Genomic DNA, 15,308 nt, shown 5'->3' on the forward strand with positions numbered 1-15,308 from the left:
GCGCGCGCCTCAGCCGGCCGAGCCCTGCGCGAGCCTTTGGCTCTGGCTGAAGCTCCGGCAGAACTCGGGCACGGCCTGGGCGGGCATCGGCTCTGCGATCAGGTAGCCCTGGATGATCTGGCAGCCGAGCGCGACGACGGCATCGAGCTGCGACCGTGTCTCCACCCCCTCGGCGACGATCTCCAGATCGAGCGCGTCGGCCAGTTCGATGATCGAGCGGACGATGGCGCGTGTCTTCGGATCGTGCTCGAGATCGGTGATGAAGGAACGGTCAATCTTCAGGCTGTCGACGGGCAGGCTGCGCAGATGGCTGAGCGAGGCGTAGCCGGTCCCGAAATCATCGAGGGCGAGGGAAAAGCCGAGCCGGCGCAGATCGTTCAGCGTCGAGGCGATGCGTTCGGCATCGCGCGAGAGGAGCGTGGTCTCGGTCACCTCGATGGTGAGCTGCGAACTGGTCAGGCCCTGCAGGCGCAGCCGGGCGTCCAGATCCTCGGCGAAGCTCGGCTGGCGCAGGTCGAACGCGGTGACGTTCATGCTGACACGGGTCGGCATACCGAGCTTGCTCCAGTCGGCGAGATCGCTGATCACGCTCTGGATCATCGTCTTCGTCAGCGCCTGGGCGATATCCGGTTCGTCGAAGGTCTCCGCGAAGGTGGCCGGCATCAGCGTGCCGCGCTCCGGGTGCAGCCAGCGCGCGAGGGCTTCGTAGCCGATCAGCTTGCCGGTGCGGATATCGAGCAGGGGCTGGTAGAATGGCACGATCTCGCTGGCATCGAGCGCCAGCCGCAAGGCTTTCAGCAGCTTGTAGCGGCGCTCGGCGTCGTCGCGCATCGACGGGGCAAAGAAGACGGTGCGCCCGCGCCCGGCGCGCTTGGAACGATAGACGGCGATGTCGGCATCCGCCATCAGCTCGCCCGAGGTGCGGCCATCGGCCGGGAAGATGGCGACGCCGGCGCTCAGGCTGATCGGCACGTCCTGCTGCTTGACCGCGAACGGGCGGGCCACCGCTTCCATCATCCGCTTGACGGCGGCGGCCGCGTCCTGGGTGTCCTGCGCGTTGGTCAGCACGACGGCGAATTCGTCGCCGCCCAGTCGGCCGATGACGTCGGACTTGCGGATCGTGCCCCGCAGCCGGCTCGAGACCTCGCGCAGCACCATGTCGCCCGCGTCATGGCCGAGGCTGTCGTTGATGTCCTTGAAGTGGTCGAGATCGATGATGCAGAGCGCCGCCCGTCGCTTGGCGCGCTTCATCTGCTTCAGCTTCTCCTCGAAACGGCGTTCGAAGAAGCTGCGGTTGGGCAGCCCGGTCAGCCCGTCGTGATGGGCGAGATGGACCAGCTCGGCCTCCAGCGCGCGATTGCGCGTGATCTCTTCCCGCAATTCATTCGTCGTGCGCTCGAGCGAGGCATAGCTTGCCATCAGGTCGACGGCGCGCGCCTCGAGGAGTTCATTGGCATGCAACAGCTCGTTGTGCTGCTTCTCGATGGCGCGGGTCGCGGCCAGAGTCGGGCCGATGTCGATATCGGTGACGGTCAGGCCCTCGCCATGCGGCGCCAGGCGCAACTGGCGCTCGACGACCTTGCCGTCCTGCATGTAGCTGGCATCGAACACGTCGGGCAGTTGGCTGTTCACGGCCCGCACGAACCGGTCCATCATGCCGCTGGTTCCGGCGAACGGCCACACCTCCAGCATCTGGCTGCCGATCAGCGCGTCCGGTTCCCTGTGCACGCGCCGGGCGGATTCGGCATTGGCGGCAACCACGCTGAAATCCAGGATGGCACCCTTACCATCGCGGTTCGCGCTCAGCACGGTGATGGCATCGGCGCTGACGTTGAAAACGGAGCGCAGCACATTGGTGGCGTCTTCGCGCGGCCGGACATAGCAGACCAGGCACGTGGTGTCGTCCGACCGAACGGGCAGGATCAGACGTTCCGTTATGCCGACCGCGGTGGCCCCGACCTTGCTGTGCAGCGCCAGGCCGGGCCTGCCCGATCGCAGGACCTGGAAATAGGTGGCGCGAAACGATCGCGCGCCCAGGTTGCCGATCTGCTCCAGAACGCGGCCCGTGGGATCATGCCCGAACACGGCGACGACGTTCCGCCCGACCTTTTCGTAGATCAATGTCTCGCCCGCGGCACGCATGACCATCATGCGCTCCGCCATCGGGCTCGCGAGCGCGATCGCGAAGTGCCGGATGTCAGGGATCTCGCCGCCATTTGCCGCAAACCACATGGCGTAGAGATCACGGACGTCACTGAAATCAGTCGTCTGCTCTATATCGCCTATGCGGACGTCTACATAGCTCGTCAAGCCGCGGGCCTTCCTGGGTCAATACCTGGCGAAAGCTACCGTGACCGATCTTTATAACCGATTAAATGGAATCGCCATCCGCCCCAATTGTGGCGAATTCCTGGCTACCGGCAATTCTCAGAACGCGACATTCCACCGGAGAGTGTAACGTAAGGTCAGCTTATTGTCTCTGCGTATGGGCTCGGCCCCTGCGAGGGCAGCCCGGAGACGTTGCCTGCCGGATGGTCGTTTTGTGGGCGCTACTCTGGATAGCGGCCGCGCGCCTGGCGGCGCGCGGGGCGTGCAGTTCGGGCAAGCCGTCGCGGACGCCGGCGTGGGGCGGCCTAGGAAGCCCGGGCGAGCGGGGCGGGGGGATTGCGTCGGATCTGGCGCGCGGCGCGTTCGGCCGCCACGGCATCGATGAAAACCTGGCCCTCCAGCGTCGAAAACGTCCCTTCGAGGGCGTGGAACGCAAAGGACCTGCCAGACCGGATGAGTATGCCGGCCGCTTCGTCATCGATCTCGATGATGTAGTTGTCGAACACCGAAGTTCTCCTTTCGCCGCCTGAAGCCTGCCATGCAAGCTTCGGGCCGCGATCATTCCTGTGTCTCAGCGTCAGTGACGCGCCGGGATGGGGTCCCGGTGCGCACCAATGTGGCAAGTCAGCGGGAGTTCCGGCGACAGCGGCATATTTCGAACGGATGGAAGGGCTTACGCAGGGTTGCCACTGTTTTCGGCATCGGACATCTCCTCATCGAAATCCAGAGCCACGAACCCGTTCGTGACGCTTTAGCGTTTGGTGTCGCGGCGCAAGCTGCTGTTCAAATCACCGCGGCATCGCTTTGGATGCGACGCCCATATGGGCCCGACACCGGCGCTTCTACCAGCCACGCATTTCCTTTTTTTGACAGTCCGCGAGGATAGGGTTCCGCTCAGGGCGCGCCACGAGGAATCCTGCGGAAGTCTTGGTCTTTGCTGTCCGATCGAAGACAAATTTCGGCGCGGTCGGCGCCGGTTGGTCAACGCCGCGATTGACAAGATCGGCGTCTTTCCAGTTCTTGGGCGCAACGCTTGGGTCGGGGGAGAACACATGGCCTGCTACATCGGCATCGATATCGGTACGTCGGCGGTCAAGGCGCTGCTGCTTGACGAAAGCCAGTCGGTTCTGGCGGAGACGGATGTGGCGCTGCCGATCTCGCGGCCCCATCCGCTCTGGTCCGAGCAGGATCCCGAGGCCTGGTGGCAGGCGACGGAGAAGGCGCTTCGCAGCCTGCAGGATGCCGCCCCGGCCGCCTATGCGGCGACGGTGGCGATCGGTCTTTCCGGGCAGATGCACGGCGCCGTGCTCATGGACAAGGCAGATCGCGTGCTGCGGCCGGCCATCCTCTGGAACGATGGCCGCAGCCATGCCGAGTGCGAAGCCCTGGAGCACCGCGTGCCCGATCTCGGCCGGATCGCCGGCGTGCCGGCGATGCCGGGCTTCACCGCGCCGAAGCTGCTGTGGGTGGCGCGGCACGAACCGGAGGTCTTTGCCGCCGTCGCCCATGTGCTGCTGCCCAAGGACTATGTCCGCTTCCGCCTGACCGGATCCTATGTCTCCGAAATGTCGGATGCCGCCGGGACGCTCTGGCTCGACGAGGCGGAGCGGCGCTGGTCGCCGGAGATCGTTGCCGCCACCGGGCTCGATCCCGCCGTGATGCCGCGCCTGGTCGAGGGCTCGGACGCGGCCGGCACGCTGTCGGCGACGGCGGCGGCGACGCTCGGGCTGGATCCCAAGGTCGTGGTTGCCGGTGGCGGCGGCGATGCGGCGGCGGGTGGCATCGGCATCGGCGCGGTCGACGAGGGCGATGCCTTCATCTCGCTCGGAACGTCGGGCCAGTTCTTCGTGGTCAATGAGACCTACCGGCCCTATCCGGCCGCCTATGTCCATACCTTCGCCCATGCGCTACCGGGGCGCTGGTTCCAGATGGCGGCGATGCTGAATGGCGCCAGCGCGCTGGCCTGGGCCGCCCAACTGGTCGGCGAGGCCGATATTGGAAAACTGCTGGCCCGGGTCGAGGCGACGCCGGCGAAGAACAGCGAATTGCTGTTCCTGCCCTATCTCGCCGGCGAGCGCACCCCGCACAACGACCCCTATGCCCGCGGTGTGTTCTTCGGGCTCGATCCGGCGACGGAGACGACGGATCTCATCCGCGCTGTGCTGGAAGGCGTCGCCTTCTCCTTTGCCGATGCGCAATCGGCGCTGGCCACCGCCGGGACGCGGCCGAAGCGGATGGGCGCCATCGGCGGCGGCGCCAAGAGCCCGCTCTGGATGAAGATGTTCGCCGACGTGCTGGGCGTGCAGATCGTGCTGCATGAAGGCGGCGCCAAGGGGCCTGCCTTCGGCGCGGCACGGCTGGCGATCCTGGCGGCGACGGGCCAAAGCACGGCGACGGTCTGCACCGCGCCGCCGATCAACGCGACGATCGATCCCGATCCCGCCGCCACGGCCCGCTACGCCGAGAAGATCGAGCGCTTCCGGCGGCTCTACAAGGTGCTGAAGCCGGAATTCGCGCCGCGCTGAGACGCCGTTTCGGGGCGGGCGTTAGCGAAATAGCGCGCGGGCGTGACGCCCAGCTCGCGCCGGAACATCGCGATGAAGGCGCTCAGGCTGTCGTAGCCGACATCGAGCGCCACATGTGTGATCGGGTTGCCAGCGGCGATCCGTTCCAGCGCGCGGATCAGGCAGGCGCGCTGCCGCCAGGCGGAGAAGCTCATCCCCGTTTCGTCGATGAAGCGGCGCGTCAGCGTCCGCGGCGCAATCCCGGCCCAGACGCCCCAGCCGGCGAGGTCCATCTTTGCGGCGGGATCGTCGGCGATGGCGCGCGCTATCTTGCGGGCGCGCGGGTCACGGGGTAGGGGCAGGCTCAGCGGCATCGGCGTCAGGGCGGCAATCTCGTCGAGGATGACATGGGTGAGGTTGATCTGGGGCGGCCCTAGCTCCCGCTTCTCCGGCCAGTTCGCCGCCTTCAGCACCGCCTGCTTGAGGAAGGGCGACAGCGCCCCGACCAGCACCGTGTCGGGCAGTCCTGCGCAGGCGCTCGGCGCGATATAGGCCGTCCAGCCGGCAAACGGCCCATGTGAGCGCGCGCCATGCGGCACGCCAGGCGGAATCCAGATCGCGTAATCGGGCGGCACGACGAAGCCCGCGGTCTCGCTCATCAGCGACAGCAGGCCGGCATTCGAGCCGAACAACTGGCCGCGAGCATGCTGATGCTGGCCGGACCGGACCACAGTCCCGCGCAAATCGGCAACGGCATAAAGCAGCGGGCCGTCCTCGGTATGGAGGAGGTCGAGTTCGATCGATGAGGCTAGATTGGCGTCCATGCGACAAAAATTGGCACGAACCCGCAAGCCACGCCAGATCGCGCGGCGTAAATCTCCGGCATCGCAGAACGGAGATCTTCCATGCGTGCAGCAGACATCCTCCCCGATGACGTCGATACCGGCGAATTCGCCGGCACGGTGATCCGCAAGGGCACCGTCGCGGCCTTCCTCGCCAATGCCGAGACCTTCTCGGATCCGGGCGCCTCCACGGCCGCCAAGGCAATCGCAGAGTTTCATATCCTCGAAGCCGTACCGGCGCTCCAGGCGCTCGGCCTGTTCGCCGTCATGGAGGTTCGTGACCCGAACCTTCGTCACTGTATCGCGGACTGGACCGAAGCCGGGCGGAGAGAACGATGATGCTGAATTGCGACGAGTTTCCGCTGGTCTATATCCGGGACCACGATCACGACGTTCGCGCGCCTGGCGAGCCGTCCTGGCCGGAGGAGATGGAGGCGCTGCTCGGCCGGAACCGTCCCTTCGTTATACTCTTCGATGCGCCGCAAAAGCACGAGCAGGAGGAGACGCAGGAGGAGCGGCGCGAGAAGGCGATCTGGTTCAAGAGGAATCGCGCCCGCCTGACCGCGCTCTGCGCCGGCGCCATCGTGATCGAGAGCAATGGCCCGACGCCGATGCCGATCCGCCTTGCCGCCCGCGCTGTCGGCAAGGCGTTCGGAGTCGAATTCAGGTTTGTCGGAGACGATAAGGCAGCCAGAGAAGTAGCCACCACTATCCTGGAGGACAAAGTCCTGATCTCGGGTTGAAGGCAGGTTCCGATCCAAGAAATCGAGACTTCGCATCGCCGCAATCGGGAGGATTTTATTGCCGCAACGCAAGATCGAATGCGGGTTGACTTGCCTCCGCATCCACCGATTAACTGCATCAGGTTAAATTAATGAGCGGTCAACGCTCTGCCTGGGAGGCGCGCCTTGGAAAAGGCCGGGATTGGTCGCGGAAGCAATTCCGCCCAGCTTCGCCGCTACAATGAAAGGCTTGTCCTGCAACGGCTGCGCCGTGCCGGCGAGGCCTCCAAGGCCGATCTCGCCCGCGCCGCCGACCTCACCAACACTGCCATTGGCGGCATCATCCGCAAGCTCGACGATCTCGGCCTGATCGAGGCCGTGGGAAAGCGCCATGATGGCGGGCGCGGCCAGCCGGCAACGATGCTCCGTCTCAATCCCGATGGCGCCTATGGCATTGGCGTGCGCCTCGATCGCCGTTCGATCGAAACGCTCCTGATCGATTTCGACGGCACGCCGCTCGCCCGACGCGCTTACGACATGGTGCTGCCGGAGCCGGCCGAGGCGCTGGCCATGGTAGCGGGCGACGTGCAGGCGCTGCTGGAGCGGCTCGACCCGCAGGCGCGCGAGCGTTTCGCGGGGATCGGCCTGGCGCTGCCCTACAATCTCGGCGCCTGGCTGCGTCGCCTCGACCTGCCGGCCGAGACCTTCCGGCGCTGGGACGATTTCGACTTCGCCGCGCAACTGGAGGAGGCGACCGGCCTTCCCGTGTTCAGCGAGAATGACGGCAACGCCGCCGCCATCGCCGAGCTGTTCTACGGACTGGGCCGGCGCGCCGACGACTTTCTCTATCTGTTCATAGGGCCGGCTATCGGCGGCGGCATCGTCGTCAAGGGCGATTGCCTGCGCGGCAGCACCGGCAATGCCGGCGACGTCGCGGTGATCGCGGTGGCGCCCAGCCGGCTCGGCTCGTCGCCAAAGTCGGAGGACGGGCGCGAGTTGCTGATCACCCGCGCCTCGCTCAATGCGCTTGGCCGGCATCTCCAGGCCCATGGAGTCACCGTCGCTACGCCGGCCGACATGCAGGCAGCCTTCGCGGCCGGCCATCCCGCCGTCCAGGAGTGGATCGAGGATGCCGTCCAGGCGCTGGCGCCCGCGATCTGGTCGGCGATCGCGCTGCTCGACGTGCCGCTGATCGTGGTCGACGCCGACATCGATGGCGGGCTGGTGGATGCGCTGATCCGGCGGCTTGCCGTCGCGCTGGACGAGCACGCGCCCGAAGCGCGCCGGCCGCCCCGCATCGTGCATGGCACGCTTGGCCGCGATGCCGGCGCCATCGGCGCGGCGACGTTGCCGATGTTCTTCAATTTCTCGCCCCGCGCCTCGATCCTGACGCGGGACGACGATGACAGCGAATTCGAGACCGGCCCGATGCGGCTCGCCGGCCTCACATGAAATCCTCGGGAGGGACCGGGAGCGTCGCGGAGAAGCTGGTCGCTTCGCTGGCGCAGAACAAGAAACGGCCAGGGAGGAACGGATATGTTGAAGAAGCTCATGCTCGCCGCCAGCCTTTTGGCGCTGTCGGCCGCTCCGGTGCTCGCCGACGAGACGATCGGCCTGATCACCAAGACGGAGACCAACCCCTTCTTCGTCAAGATGCGCGAGGGCGCGCAGGCCAAGGCCAAGGAGCTTGGCGTCACGCTGATCACCGCCGCCGGCAAGTATGACGGCGACAATGACGGCCAGGTCGCGGCGATCGAGAACCTGATCGCGGCCGGCGCCAAGGGCTTCGCGATCGTGCCGTCGGATTCGAAGGCGATCGTGCCGACGATCCAGAAGGCGCGCGACGCCGGCCTGAAGGTCATCGTGCTCGACACGCCGCTCGATCCGATGAACGCCGCTGACGCGACCTTCGCGACCGACAACCGCAAGGCCGGCATGCTGATCGGCGAGTGGGCCAAGGGCACGCTGGGCGACAAGGCCAAGGATGCCCGGATTGTGTTCCTGGACCTTGCCACCAACCAGCCGACGGTCGACTTCCTGCGCGACCAGGGCTTCATGCAGGGCTTCGGCATCGACGTGAAGGACCCGAACAAGATCGGCGACGAGGACGATCCGCGCATCTGCACGCATGAAATCAGCCAGGGCGACCAGGAGAAGGGTCGTACCGCGATGGAGAACGCGCTGCAGAAGTGCCCGGATGTCAATGTCGTCTACACGATCAACGAGCCGGCCGCGGCTGGTGCGTGGGAAGCGCTGAAGGCGGTCGGCAAGGATGATGGCAGCGTGCTGCTGGTCTCGATCGATGGTGGCTGCCCGGGCGTCAAGAACGTCCAGGCCGGCACGCTCGGCGCCACCTCGCAGCAATATCCGCTGAAGATGGCGGCGATGGCGCTCGAGGCGATTCACACCGGCAAGATCCCGGAAATCGATCCGGCCGTCGGCTTCCTCGACACCGGCGCGCAGCTGATCACCGCTAAGCCGGTCGATGGCGTGCCGTCGATCTCCGTCGAAGAGGGTCTCAAGCTCTGCTGGGGCTGAGTTTTCCGCGCCGCCCCGTGGCGGTTCTGATCATGACCATGTGGGAGCGCCCAGGCGCTCCCACAGACTGGCGTCGGGGAGAATGGCTTTATGAGTGACAATGCAACGGGTTCGGCAGCGGCCGAACGAGGCCTGCCACCGTCGGAACCGGGCGGCGTCGCGAGCTTCGAGGAAGCCGATCGCGGCCCCATCCGGCGGATGCAGGAGTTCCTGCATCGTTTTCCGACCAGCATCCCGTTCATCGTGCTGCTGATCGGCGTCGTCATCTTCTCGTTCGCCGCGCCCGGCAAATTTCTCGCCCCGTTCAATTTCTCGCTGATCCTGCAGCAGGTGACGATCATCGCGATCCTCGGCGTCGCCCAGACGCTGGTGATCCTGACCGCCGGCATCGACCTTTCGGTCGGCGTGATCATGATCCTCGCCTCGGTGGTGATGGGCCGGACGGCCGTCGTCTACGGGGTTCCCGTCGAGATCGCCTTTCCGCTTGGCCTGCTCGCGGGCCTCGCCTGCGGCTTCGTCAACGGCGTCATCGTCACCAAGCTGCGCCTCCCGCCCTTCATCGTGACGCTCGGCACCTGGAGCATCTTCGGCGCGCTCAACGTCTGGTATTCGAAGAGCGAGACGATCCGCCAAGCCGACGTCCAGGAAACCGCGCCCTTCCTGCAATGGACGGGCACGATCATCAAACCCTATGACTTCTTCTCGAACACGCTCGGGCTCGACCTGGGCTTCCTGAAGGGCTGGGTGCTGAACTACGGCTCGGTGGTGATGCTGATCGTCGCCGCGGTCATCTGGTACGTGCTCAACAAGACCGCGTTCGGCCGCCACGTCTATGCCTCGGGCGACGATCCCGACGCGGCGCGGCTCGCCGGCATCAACACCGACCGCACGCTGATCGGTGTCTATGCGTTGGCCGGCTTCATCTGCGCCATCGCCGCCTGGGTCCTCATCGGCCGCATCGGCGGCGTCAGCCCGCAGGCCGGCCAGACCGCCAACCTCGATTCGATCACCGCCGTGGTGATCGGCGGCACCAGCCTGTTCGGCGGCCGCGGTTCGATCGTCGGCACGCTGGTCGGCGCGCTGATCGTGGGCGTGTTCCGCAACGGCCTCGCGCTCTCCGGCCTCGAACTGCTCTGGCAGGATTTCGCCGTCGGCGTGCTGATCATCGTCGCCGTCACCATCGACCAGTGGATCCGGAAGATTTCGTCATGAGCGCCGCAACTCCCATCGAACCCGCCGCCCTGGTCCCCGCGCTCAAGGCCCGCGCGCTCAACAAGCGCTATGGCCGCGTCGTCGCGCTCGACAATGCCGATTTCGACCTGATGCCGAACGAGATCCTCGCCGTCATCGGCGACAACGGCGCGGGCAAGTCGACCCTGATCAAGGCGCTCACCGGCGCGGTCAGTCCCGACCATGGCGAGATCTGGCTGAACGGACAGCCGGTCTCCTTCAAGAGCCCGATCGAGGCGCGCAACCTGGGCATCGAGACCGTCTACCAGAACCTCGCCTTGTCGCCGGCGCTGTCGATCGCCGACAACATGTTCCTCGGGCGCGAGAAGCGGCGCGAGGACTTGATTGGCCGGATGTTCCGAACCCTCGACAAGCCCTACATGCAGAAGGTGGCGCGCCAGAAGCTGACGGAACTGGGCCTGCTGACGATCCAGAACATCAACCAGCCGGTCGAGACGCTCTCCGGCGGCCAGCGCCAGGGCGTCGCCGTGGCGCGCGCCGCCGCCTTCGGCAGCCGCGTCGTCATCATGGACGAGCCGACGGCGGCGCTCGGCGTCAAGGAATCGCGAAAGGTGCTGGAGACGATCCTGCGGCTCAAGGAGCGGGGCCTGCCGATCGTGCTGATCAGCCACAACATGCCGCATGTGTTCGAGGTGGCCGACCGCATCCACATCCATCGCCTCGGCAAGCGCATCGCCGTGATCAACCCGAAGAACCACACCATGTCCGACGCCGTGGCGATCATGACCGGCGCCATGGCGCCGCCCCTGGACGAGGCGGCCTGATCGAGGCGCGTTCCGTTCGCGCCCGCCTTCGGCTATCGTTCCGGCCGCGAGCGCGAACGGATATTCATGCGATTCTTCGGCAGGCCCGTCTATTTCCTGGCAGTCGCCGCGTTTCTCGGGGGCGCCGTGCTGTTGCGCGTCGCCGACCCGTTCCCGGTCCAGGCGATCCGCCTGCTTGCCTTCGATCTCTATCAGCGCATGGCGCCGGCCGAACCGCTGGCCGAGCCGCCGGTCGTGGTGGTCGATATCGACGAGCCCTCGCTGAAGGCCATCGGCCAATGGCCATGGCCGCGCACGGTGATGGCGGAACTTACCCGCAAGCTGGGGGAGGCGGGGGCCGCCGCGATCGTCTTCGACGTCCTGTTTTCCGAGCCGGACCAGAGTTCGCCGGAGGAGGTGGTCAAGCGGCTGCTGCCGGAGCAGGCGGCGCTGGTCACCGCGTCGATCGGCAGTGCCCCGACGCATGACAGGACCTTCGCCGACGCGCTTGCCGGGACGCCTTCCGTGCTCGGCCTGTCGCTGTCGGGCGGGGGCGCGCCGCTGCCGCATCTGAACGCCGGCTTCGCCACGGCCGGCGACGACCCGCGCCCCTTCATTCCGAATTTCGCCGGCGCCGTCGTCAACCTGCCGGTGCTCGACGCGGCGGCGAAGGGGCTCGGCTCGATCAACTGGTTGCAGGATCGCGACCAGATCGTGCGCCGCGTGCCGCTGGTGCTGCGCGTCGGCGATACGCTGGTGCCGTCTCTGGCGGCCGAGGCGCTGCGTGTCGCGCAGGACGCGGGCTCCTATATCCTCAAGGGATCCAACGCCAGCGGCGAGGAGGCTTTCGGCCGGTCGACCGGGCTTAACCATGTGCGGATCGGCGCGCTGGTGGTGCCGACCGATGCCGACGGCGCGATCTGGCTGCGCTTCCGGCCCAGCGATCCCGAGAATTTCGTCTCCGCCAGCGACGTGCTCAGCGGCAACATTCCCGCCCATGCGATGGAGGGCCGCATCGTCCTGGTCGGCACCTCGGCGGCCGGCCTGCTCGACCTGCGCGCCACGCCGCTCGATTCCGCCGTTCCGGGCGTCGAGATCCATGCGCAGGTGATCGAGCACATCCTGACCGGCCGCTCGCTGACCCGGCCCGATTACGCCAGCGGACTGGAGATCGCCGGCATTGTCGCGCTCGGGCTGCTGTTGGCGCTGGTGCTGCCGCTGGTTTCGGCGGGCATCGCCGCGATCCTGGGCGTGCTGGCGATCGGCGGCATCCTGGTCGGTGGCTTCCTCGCCTATGACGGGGCGGGACTGCTGTTCGACCCGTTCTATCCGGCGCTGGTGATCGCGCTGCTGGTGATCGGATCGGTGCTCTACACTTTCCGCCAGGCCGAGCGCGCCCGCGCCGGCATCCGCCGCGCCTTCCAGCATTACGTCTCGCCGGCGGTGGTCGATGAGATCATCGCCGATCCGACGCGGCTGGAACTGGGGGGCGAGATGCGCGAGCTGACGCTGCTGTTCTGCGACGTGCGCAATTTCACCACCCTGGCGGAAGGCCTGAGCGCGACCGAGCTGACCGGCTTCATCAACGAGCTGATGACGCCCTTGTCCGACATCATCCTCGAGCATCGCGGCACGATCGACAAATATATGGGCGACGCCGTCATGGCGTTCTGGAACGCCCCGCTCGACGATCCCGACCACGCGCGCCATGCGCTGGACGCCGCCGAGGCGATGATGGCCGCCATGATCAAGCTGAACGCGGGCTGGCAGGCCGCGGCGGCCGAGCGTGGGCGCGCCATGCCGGAGGTGCGGATCGGCATCGGCATCAATACCGGCGCCTGCTGCGTCGGCAATCTCGGGACGGCCCGGCGCTTCGACTATTCGGCGATCGGCGACGAGGTCAACATCGCCAGCCGCCTCGAGCAACTGACCAAGGAGTACGGCCTTGGCGTGATTGTCGGCGAGCCGACGGTGCGGGCGGCGGGGAGCGCCGGGCTGGTCGAGATCGACCGCATCCAGGTGCGCGGCCGCCTTGGCGTCAGCCGGATCTTCACCATGGTGCCGGCCGATGCCGAGCCGGACTTCGTCGCGGCGCAGCAGGCTTTCGCCGCCGTGCTGCCGCAGCACGATCCGGCGATCTGGCGGGAGGCATTTTATCGCGCAAAGTCCTCCGCGCCGGCTCGCTTTGCCGGCTATTATCACACTATGCTCGAGCGGCTTTCGGCGCGCGGCGGACCCGGGGGGGAGCCGTCCCCACAGATCACCATCGACCTGTGACGTGGATCACATTCGGCCCGCGCGCGTTCTGCCAGATTCGAACCGTGTCCGGGTTGCACAGGCAAGCCGGCGGCATTCCGGGGGACCGTGTTGATCGATCCGACGCTCGCACCGATCGCTGCATTGGCAATATTCCAGGTCAAGCACGTCGTCTGCGACTATTTCCTGCAGACGACCAACCAGATCCTCAACAAGGGCCGTTATGGCCATCCGGCCGGGCTGATTCATGCCGGGATCCACGCCCTCGGCTCGATTCCGGTCTTCCTGATCTATCCGACGCGCCTGCCGATCGCGCTGCTGATCCTGGCGATGGAATTCGTGTTGCACTACCACATCGACTGGCTCAAGAACGACCTTGGCGCCCGGTTTGGCTGGGGTCCGAAGGATAAGGCGTACTGGTGGGCGATGGGCCTCGACCAGCTGGCGCACCAGGCGACCTATCTAGCGATGACGCTGGCGCTGGTGCTGGTCAATCGATAGCACCGGGCGTTTTTTTCGCGCGGGTCGCGAGCGTTGCCGGCGTCGTCGTTGAAACGCCGACCCCGCACGCCCCGGCCGAGGCGGATCCAGACGCGCCGGCGATCTCAGGGACCGATATTGAAGAACTCGACCCTCATCCCGGAGTGCTTGGCAAAGCCGACCTCGAAGGAGGATGGCCGAGCGTGTTGACACGCGCTTGGAGCATCAGAGGCTTAGTCTTCGCATGGCCATGAACCATCCATGGTCCAATTGGGACCGGACGCCTCAGAACCGCGTGACCACCCGCGCCATGGCGATGTGGTTGCCGAATTCGGCCTGCTCGTCGTTCGACTGGTTCCACTGGTAGCGGTAGTCGAGCGCGATGTCGGTCTGCATGCCGAGCGCACGGTTGAACACGGCGCTGAGGAGCGGCTCGATCATCACGTCGTCGCGATCCGCGCCGTCCGGCGTGTAGAGGTTGCTGTACAGCGTCTGGGTGATGTCGACGCCGCCACCCAAAGTCAGCCAATCGGCCACCTGGTTGAAATATTCGAAGCGCGCGCCCCAGGAGACATAATTGCCGGGCTTGATGTCATCCGGGCCGAGGCTGCCATTGGTCACGTCGATGCCGCCAATGCCGCTCCAGCGCGCATGCGGCGTGAAGACGAAGACGTCGCTGTTCTGCACCACCTGCGGCAACGCCCAGCGGCCGATGACATCGGCATAGAAGCCATCCGTCGAGATGGACTGGTCGCCGAAGCTGCGATAGCCGCCGCGTACGCGCAGCAGCTGATAGGCGCCCTGCAAGTAGCCCTCGAACTGCATGCCGGCGATCGCCTCGGAATAATAATAGGCGTTGTCGAGGAACGACACGCCGCCGCCGGCGAATGGGTTGACGTTGATCTGCGTGCTGACCGGCAGGATCGGCCCGGTGACGCCGCCGAGATAGCCATAGTCGAGGTAGCTGACATCGCTGAAATATTCGGCGTTGCCGAGCAGCAGCGTGCGCCAGCGCGTGTCGCCCAGACGGCGCTCGTCCTCGACCCGCCCGGCCACATAGGCCTTGAGCGAGCTTTCGAGGTCGCTATGGCGCTGCAGCGGGTTGCTCTCATAGCCGAGCCCGCCCGTCAGCGTGACGAGTGTCGTGTCCGGCTGCAGCTCGCGACGGATGCGGACCAGCGCGGCCAGAGCCTCGGCGTTTTCGGGGTCGTAGAGCAGCACGCGTTCATAGGTCGCCAGCGCCTTGCGCGGCTGTCCGACAGCCTCGGCCAGACGGGCATATTCCATGTTGGCGGCGGTATCGGTCGGGTTGGCGAGCACGCGCTGGTAAGCCTCGCCGAGGGCGATCGCCTCCGAACGATCCACGGCCAGCGCCGGCGCGAGGGACGCACCAAGCGCTACGGCGTAGGCGGCGAGTGCAAACGCCAGAAGACTGCGCTTCACGCTCGGAAGCTCCCCATCAATCCTGAATTAACCAAGGATAAATTCCACCGGGTCCTGGGGCAACCTCTGTCGACCGCTCGCCGCGACTTTGCTGGCGAGCGGTGCAGATTGGCCACGACTACCGCAAAAGCGGTCCTTCCGTAGTGTCTCCGCTCGCTCTTCTTGCCGCCGGGCTTGGTTTGTCGGACGCGGAGTGGCAAA

At 66.4% G+C, this 15,308-nt stretch carries 13 protein-coding genes; 9 read left to right on the forward strand and 4 right to left on the reverse strand.

Annotated features, from left to right (window positions below; all coding sequences use genetic code 11):
• Positions 1–9: 9 nt before the first annotated feature.
• The gene (locus OSH10_RS16710; RefSeq protein ID WP_266333042.1) at positions 10–2,310 is read right to left on the reverse strand and encodes a putative bifunctional diguanylate cyclase/phosphodiesterase; all 2,301 of its coding nucleotides are present in this window, start codon (positions 2,308–2,310) and stop codon (positions 10–12) included.
• A 323-nt stretch (positions 2,311–2,633) separates the two neighbouring features.
• Positions 2,634–2,834, reverse strand: coding sequence for a hypothetical protein (locus OSH10_RS16715; protein WP_266333043.1), 201 nt, complete (start codon positions 2,832–2,834; stop codon positions 2,634–2,636).
• A 546-nt stretch (positions 2,835–3,380) separates the two neighbouring features.
• Here OSH10_RS16715 and xylB point away from each other — a divergent pair.
• Complete coding sequence (xylB, locus tag OSH10_RS16720) at positions 3,381–4,853, forward strand: xylulokinase (RefSeq protein WP_266333044.1); 1,473 nt, start codon at positions 3,381–3,383, stop codon at positions 4,851–4,853.
• Here xylB and OSH10_RS16725 read toward each other — a convergent pair.
• A complete protein-coding gene (locus OSH10_RS16725) occupies positions 4,817–5,656 on the reverse strand; it encodes an AraC family transcriptional regulator (RefSeq protein ID WP_266333045.1) in 840 nt (279 codons plus the stop codon). The two genes, xylB and OSH10_RS16725, sit on opposite strands and share 37 nt — an antisense overlap.
• Before the next feature lie 81 nt (positions 5,657–5,737).
• Between OSH10_RS16725 and OSH10_RS16730 the strand changes: the two genes are divergently transcribed.
• From OSH10_RS16730 to OSH10_RS16765, 8 genes are all read left to right on the forward strand, one after another.
• Entirely contained in the window at positions 5,738–6,013 is a 276-nt protein-coding gene (locus OSH10_RS16730; RefSeq protein WP_266333046.1) for a hypothetical protein, read from the forward strand.
• The gene (locus OSH10_RS16735; protein WP_266333047.1) at positions 6,010–6,417 is read left to right on the forward strand and encodes a hypothetical protein; all 408 of its coding nucleotides are present in this window, start codon (positions 6,010–6,012) and stop codon (positions 6,415–6,417) included. The genes OSH10_RS16730 and OSH10_RS16735 overlap by 4 nt, the downstream gene beginning before the upstream one ends.
• Before the next feature lie 165 nt (positions 6,418–6,582).
• Positions 6,583–7,848, forward strand: a complete 1,266-nt coding sequence (locus OSH10_RS16740; protein WP_266333049.1) for an ROK family transcriptional regulator — start codon at positions 6,583–6,585, stop codon at positions 7,846–7,848.
• A gap of 87 nt (positions 7,849–7,935) precedes the next feature.
• The gene (locus tag OSH10_RS16745) at positions 7,936–8,934 is read left to right on the forward strand and encodes a sugar ABC transporter substrate-binding protein (protein ID WP_266333148.1); all 999 of its coding nucleotides are present in this window, start codon (positions 7,936–7,938) and stop codon (positions 8,932–8,934) included.
• Between the two features lie 90 nt (positions 8,935–9,024).
• The gene (locus OSH10_RS16750; RefSeq protein ID WP_266333050.1) at positions 9,025–10,146 is read left to right on the forward strand and encodes an ABC transporter permease; all 1,122 of its coding nucleotides are present in this window, start codon (positions 9,025–9,027) and stop codon (positions 10,144–10,146) included.
• On the forward strand, positions 10,143–10,949 hold the full coding sequence (locus OSH10_RS16755) for an ATP-binding cassette domain-containing protein (protein ID WP_266333051.1): 807 nt from the start codon (positions 10,143–10,145) through the stop codon (positions 10,947–10,949). The genes OSH10_RS16750 and OSH10_RS16755 overlap by 4 nt, the downstream gene beginning before the upstream one ends.
• Positions 10,950–11,015: 66 nt before the next feature.
• Positions 11,016–13,205 (forward strand): CHASE2 domain-containing protein, encoded by a 2,190-nt coding sequence (locus OSH10_RS16760; protein WP_266333052.1) that lies wholly within the window; start codon positions 11,016–11,018, stop codon positions 13,203–13,205.
• A 90-nt stretch (positions 13,206–13,295) separates the two neighbouring features.
• Positions 13,296–13,685 (forward strand): DUF3307 domain-containing protein, encoded by a 390-nt coding sequence (locus OSH10_RS16765; protein WP_266333054.1) that lies wholly within the window; start codon positions 13,296–13,298, stop codon positions 13,683–13,685.
• Between the two features lie 264 nt (positions 13,686–13,949).
• Here the strand turns inward: OSH10_RS16765 and OSH10_RS16770 are convergent, their stop codons facing one another.
• A complete protein-coding gene (locus OSH10_RS16770; RefSeq protein WP_266333055.1) occupies positions 13,950–15,107 on the reverse strand; it encodes a porin family protein in 1,158 nt (385 codons plus the stop codon).
• Between the last annotated feature and the right edge of the window lie 201 nt (positions 15,108–15,308).

It is taken from the genome of Kaistia defluvii (assembly GCF_026343955.1).
In the GTDB taxonomy this organism is placed as follows: domain Bacteria; phylum Pseudomonadota; class Alphaproteobacteria; order Rhizobiales; family Kaistiaceae; genus Kaistia; species Kaistia defluvii.

Coding starts and splice junctions, on each gene's coding strand:
- xylB (WP_266333044.1), top strand. CDS start 3,381: ATGGCCTGCTACATCGGCATCGATATCGGTACGTCGGCGGTCAAGGCG.
- OSH10_RS16725 (WP_266333045.1), bottom strand. CDS start 5,656: ATGGACGCCAATCTAGCCTCATCGATCGAACTCGACCTCCTCCATACC.
- OSH10_RS16730 (WP_266333046.1), top strand. CDS start 5,738: ATGCGTGCAGCAGACATCCTCCCCGATGACGTCGATACCGGCGAATTC.
- OSH10_RS16735 (WP_266333047.1), top strand. CDS start 6,010: ATGATGCTGAATTGCGACGAGTTTCCGCTGGTCTATATCCGGGACCAC.
- OSH10_RS16750 (WP_266333050.1), top strand. CDS start 9,025: ATGAGTGACAATGCAACGGGTTCGGCAGCGGCCGAACGAGGCCTGCCA.
- OSH10_RS16755 (WP_266333051.1), top strand. CDS start 10,143: ATGAGCGCCGCAACTCCCATCGAACCCGCCGCCCTGGTCCCCGCGCTC.
- OSH10_RS16760 (WP_266333052.1), top strand. CDS start 11,016: ATGCGATTCTTCGGCAGGCCCGTCTATTTCCTGGCAGTCGCCGCGTTT.